The sequence below is a fragment of the Gardnerella sp. 30-4 genome (assembly GCF_001641215.1).
In the GTDB taxonomy this organism is placed as follows: Bacteria; Actinomycetota; Actinomycetes; order Actinomycetales; family Bifidobacteriaceae; genus Bifidobacterium; species Bifidobacterium leopoldii.
Map to the genome: position 1 here is coordinate 1 of NZ_LXJL01000072.1, position 5,236 is coordinate 5,236.

5 protein-coding genes are annotated in these 5,236 nt (G+C 40.5%); all 5 read right to left on the reverse strand.

Translation table 11 applies throughout. The annotated features are described in order from the left end of the window. Window positions 1-21: 21 nt before the first annotated feature. Window positions 22-810 (reverse strand): ANTAR domain-containing response regulator, encoded by a 789-nt coding sequence (locus A5294_RS04830; RefSeq protein ID WP_004119309.1) that lies wholly within the window; start codon window positions 808-810, stop codon window positions 22-24. Between the two features lie 232 nt (window positions 811-1,042). Further along, entirely contained in the window at window positions 1,043-2,128 is a 1,086-nt protein-coding gene (gene menA / locus A5294_RS04835) for a 1,4-dihydroxy-2-naphthoate octaprenyltransferase (protein ID WP_064340599.1), read from the reverse strand. Window positions 2,129-2,280: 152 nt separating this feature from the next. Beyond that, window positions 2,281-3,249, reverse strand: a complete 969-nt coding sequence (locus A5294_RS04840) for a ketopantoate reductase family protein (protein ID WP_004106195.1) — start codon at window positions 3,247-3,249, stop codon at window positions 2,281-2,283. Window positions 3,250-3,491: 242 nt separating this feature from the next. Next, on the reverse strand, window positions 3,492-4,538 hold the full coding sequence (locus A5294_RS04845; RefSeq protein WP_064340600.1) for a ribokinase: 1,047 nt from the start codon (window positions 4,536-4,538) through the stop codon (window positions 3,492-3,494). A 46-nt stretch (window positions 4,539-4,584) separates the two neighbouring features. Next, window positions 4,585-4,980: a D-ribose pyranase gene (rbsD, locus tag A5294_RS04850; RefSeq protein WP_004106191.1), complete on the reverse strand. Its 396-nt coding sequence runs from the start codon at window positions 4,978-4,980 to the stop codon at window positions 4,585-4,587. Between the last annotated feature and the right edge of the window lie 256 nt (window positions 4,981-5,236).

Consider the following 5,236-nt stretch of genomic DNA (forward strand, 5'->3'; position numbering starts at 1 on the left):
AAATGAATAAATATAACCCTACTAATTTTCAGATGAAGATTCTGCTTTATCATCGCTATACTTTGCAATAATAGCCATTGCAAGACGCTTCTTAGGGATACGCTGATCCATAGAAGTTTTTTGAATCCAGCGGAAAGCACCCTGTTCAGAGAATCCAGCCTTATCCATAAGAAGACCTTTAGCACGATCTACAAGCTTACGTTCTTCTAAAGTATCTTCAGCTTTCTTCAACTTTTCTTCTGTTTTCTTCAACTGATCTTCAGCATCGTGTAACTTGTTTTCTGCACGTTCAACACTATCTAATAAATCGTTGATCTCGCTAAAGCGACCCATAGCAACTTCCAAAGCAGGAAGAAGTTTAGATTCTTCATACGGTTTAGTAACGTACGCCATCGCTCCAGCACCAGTTGCTTGTTTTACTAAATCTGACTGTGAAAAAGCAGTGAGCATTACTACAGGAGCAATATTCTCATCACAGATTGTTGCAGCGGCGGTAATGCCATCCATAACAGGCATCTTAACATCCATGCATACAACATCTGGATGATTTTCACGCGTCAACTCAATAGCTTCTTGACCGTTAGCAGCCTGACCTACAACTTGATATCCGTTATCTTCAAGCATTGCCACTAAATCCATACGATTAACTGATTCATCTTCTGCAACTACCACAGTACGAATATGATTGTTTTTCTTTTCTTTAGATTCTCGCTGAGCAGCTTCATCATCTGCAGCTTTGCGCAGCTCATCATCAGTAAGTACCTCAGGCATCGCTGGCTCTGTCCCTTCATTTTCATCCATACCTGGCATATTCAAAACCTCACTTCATTGCCACACATTCACAGGGCAACATCACCATGCATCTTTAACATGGCGCTCACGCAACGGCACACTCACAAACACTAGTGGAAATTGCGCATCATAACACAATTTGCAAGTCATTAAAATACCGCACGCGCACCATGTTCGTGTCAATTAATAATATCATAAGAATTGCAAGACGCGCGAACAAGCACATACAATTAGCACTATTTTGCTTATTTTATATAATCGCAGATAATAATACAGCCAGCGCACCAAGTATTGCCTGAGCAACGCACATAGGAAAAGCGTTCTTGTAATCACCTATAAGCACACATTTAGTAAACTTATAAGCTTTAATTGCAATGACTAACAATAAGAGCCACTGAAAAGCAGCAAAAAATAAATGCCATGAAGTATTGCATACAATCGCACTAAAACTGAGGAAAACTTCAACACTATAAAAGCGCCATATTGATGGCACTGCAGAAGGTAACACAATAATCAAAATAGAATATGCGATCAATAGAACAGCAGAAACAATGCTCATAGCAGCGCATAAACGCCTACCATTGCGCTCACCAATTCTAACCATAGCAGTTATTTTTCCATGCTCTTTATCGCTTTTAATATCTCGAAGATTGTTTACCATCATTAAGCAAGCCGAATAAGCACCAGGAATGCAAGATATTAGCAAACAAGCCAAAATCCTTTGCCCGCCATTAATAAATATACTAGTTTCTGGAATACCAATTCCATATGTAATTGCGCATAACGAACCAATAAAAGGAACAGGACCGAAAAATACAAACGCACTTACTTCTCCCCAACCTTTATAACCGTAAGGATGTTTACCCCCGGCATAAAACCAGGCTGCAGCAAAGCACGCAATTCCAAGTAAAATAAACCAATATATTCCAGTTCGCAAAACAATAATCAAACCAAAAATACAAGAAATAAAAGCAGAAATTATTACAGCTTTAAGCACAGATTTCGAGGAAATTCCAGCATTTGCAAGGCGCCAAGATACATCGCATAAAGGCTTTGAATTATTGCTACTTAAAGCACGCAAACTACGATTCTCATCCAAGCCATTCAATCCGTCACAATAATCATTGGCATAATTGACGGCGATTTGTATAAACGCAGCAACCATGCAGCACAAGAAAAATTGTATAAAACATTGCTCTAGATGCATAATTGGTTCTTCAAAATACGAAAATCGCATCATTCTAAATGAAACCGCAAACGCCATAACAACAGGAACTAAGCCTATTGGAAGCGTGTAAATTCTTGCACCCTTAAGCCAAATTTTTACACTTTTCATCAAAAGCCTCATAAAWTATTTATGATTTTAGACTCTAAATTTTATCAGCATATTAGATGTTACGCGCGGATCATAAAAAGCGGCCCGCAGTAAAAATTGCGAGCCGCTCCTCCTTCTCATTCATTGCAAGAGCTATAGGGATACTCTCTAAATTATTGCTGATTATGAAGCTTGAACGCGAGTTCTGCCAAATGAACTCCGTGCGTTAAGAATTCGTGAGTGCGGCAAACGTAATCATTTTCGCGACCGAGCTTTGCAATATATCCGTTGATGTAATCGACTTCAGTCTTTCGTCCGCGACTCATATCTTGGTACATAGAAGGATAGTGCAAAGGATTTGCAACACGACTTACGTAATCGATAGCCTCCAACTCCTGCTGACGCGTATTAACCATACGAATTCCTGCACGATCGCACACGTCGTACGCTTCGTTAATAAGCTGTCGAGCCATATCCATAGACCCAGGGTACGAAATAAACTGGCCCATTTGAATCTGATACATTGTGCACAAAGTGTTAACTACGGAATTGAAAACTACCTTCGCCATGCACGTACCCTTGAAATCTTCCGTAATAGTAGGATTCAAGCCTGCAGCTTTAAAATCGTCTCGCATAGCAAGCTCAACATCGCTCACCTGCTCGTTTAACGCACACATGTTCATGGTACCAACGCCAACTTTACCAATAAAATCAACGTCGCCCGGACCGTTCAAAACGGTTGCAATCATTGCAGTTCCACCATAAATATGGTCATCCGGGAAATATTGCTGCAACTTTTCGAAATGACCCCAACCATTCATAGCAGCAAACACAACCTGATGCTCTTTAAACAAATGCTTACAACGCTCCAACATTTCCGCAAGCTGCATTTGCTTCATAAACACGATCCACACGTCTGGATCGCCGTCATAATCTTCAGGCGTATACATATTAATCGGCACTAAATGACGGTTTTCGTGGTCACGGCTCACCATTACGCCGCCTTGCTCGCGAACTTTATTCACATTTTCATCCCAGGCATCAATGAAATCAACATGAATGCCAGCCGTTTCCTGCAACAAAACGCCATAGCGATATCCCATAGCTCCCGAACCGATCATTGCATATTTCATGCCACTCATAGTGACACCTCCTTTTAGATAAAAATGTGCTTAGGCGAAATTCGTGCATACATGGAAATTCGTCGAAGCGGCTGTGAATATAATAAAAAGCAGTAAGGCTGATTGTAGTGACTAAAATCAGCCAACTGCTTTTTGGTTTTTATAGCATATTACACAGTTTTAGAAGAATGTCAAAATTCTGTACATCGGCAAGGCGCGAACGTCAACTGAATATACTTACAATTTATGCATGCATCACCTACTTACAAGTGAAAAAATTGACGAATTTGAGCAACTGTACCGTAGGAAGCTTGTGTGCCAAATCCAGTAGCAGCATATGCAGCTACATAAGAAGCGAGTGACGCCGCATCAACCAACCGCATATCCACAGACAAACACGCAAGCACAGTACCCATAAAAGCATCGCCACAACCCGTAGTATCAACGGCATTGACATGCTGAGCCATAATTCGATGCACCGAATTATCAGCATAATCCAAAACCATAGACCCATGTGAGCCAAGTGTTACTATTGCCTCATTAAAGCCAAACTCATGCATTGCATGAAGCGTATGCTTCCAATCAAATGAATCCCAATCACCACTATCTGGTTCTGAAATATGCAATAGCTGTGCCATTTCATGCTCATTGACCAGTAAGATATCTGCAGATCGTATAAGATCTCGCGGTAATGTATCCAAAAAAGGCGAATTATTAAGCAAAACTTTTACGCCATGCTCATGTGCTAAGCGAGCGCACATCGTAACCGATTCTAATGGACTTTCCAAGCAAAGCCCTAATACTTTTGCATTAGTAATAGCAGCTTGTACAGATGACGACTGAATATAATCAATATCAACTTGCGAGTTAGATCCAGGCGCATAAACAATAGTATTTTCGCCACTTTGCGCATCCACTGTAATCACTGTTGCGCCACTGTTGCAATTGGGTACATGACGTACATACGTCGTATCAACACCAGATTCTCGCAAAGCACCAGTAAGAAAATCAGCATTAGCATCATTACCTACAGCACCGAACATACATACGTGCGCACCAAGCTTTGCAGCAGATACTGCCTGATTACCTGACTTACCTCCAGGCAGTATTCGTATTTCGTCACCTTTAATGGTCTCACCAGGCATAGGAAGACGATTAGCAACAATAGTATAATCCGCATTCATAGAACCAACTATCGCTACAGTAGGCATCTTCATATTTCGTAACGCAGGCAATGTCTCACGTTGCAAAGCCACGTTAACAGGCTGAATGACTTTAATCTTTTCTAAACTCTCCAACGAGTCAAGCATATGATAACTACACATAATTCTCCCTAAATATTGCGCAAAACAAAGCTTAGAATGGAACACCACAACGCAGCAACACGTTAGAATACGGAGTAGTCTCACCCGTTCGAATCACGAATTTAGCTTGCGAAACAAGAGACTTAAATCCTTGTTCGCCATCATGAGGCACATAAGTCAATGGCACACCAAGCAAATCCTTGACCCATGTTTCTGGAACATCATCACAAGCTTCTTCCGCCATAATACCAGACTCAAGAACAAGATCGTCCTTTATTGATGCAAGCACATCAGGAAATCGCGGTATTCCAAAAACCAAGGCTAAATCAATAACTTCTACGCCCGCTGGGACAGGCAAGCCACAGTCAGAAACAACAAATTGATCCTTATGCCTCAATTTTGCAATAGCAGCTGCTAATTGTGCGTTCAAAATACCATGAGTTAACATAATTCACCCCATATCGTGGCTCATGAAAGTGACATCAACAATGATCATCACCTTTATAATAAATGCGCCACCACGAACATATATGATAAAAATCTTATTAAGAAAACAATGGCGTTGAGAACGCTAAATCATACGGTATTAATAAATTTTACTGTTACAATTATTTTCACGAAAGCATCATGAATGCTCTCAGCGCCATATAAATTTTGCATTAGCTATATTAATCCATAAAACTACTCAACATAAACTTTAATGT

What these genes read in the sequence shown, in the direction of transcription:
- A5294_RS04840 (WP_004106195.1), bottom strand. Translation starts at nt 3,249, where the DNA reads ATGAGTGGCATGAAATATGCAATGATCGGTTCGGGAGCTATGGGATAT.
- A5294_RS04845 (WP_064340600.1), bottom strand. Translation starts at nt 4,538, where the DNA reads ATGCTTGACTCGTTGGAGAGTTTAGAAAAGATTAAAGTCATTCAGCCT.
- A5294_RS04830 (WP_004119309.1), bottom strand. Translation starts at nt 810, where the DNA reads ATGCCAGGTATGGATGAAAATGAAGGGACAGAGCCAGCGATGCCTGAG.
- rbsD (WP_004106191.1), bottom strand. Translation starts at nt 4,980, where the DNA reads ATGTTAACTCATGGTATTTTGAACGCACAATTAGCAGCTGCTATTGCA.
- menA (WP_064340599.1), bottom strand. Translation starts at nt 2,128, where the DNA reads ATGAAAAGTGTAAAAATTTGGCTTAAGGGTGCAAGAATTTACACGCTT.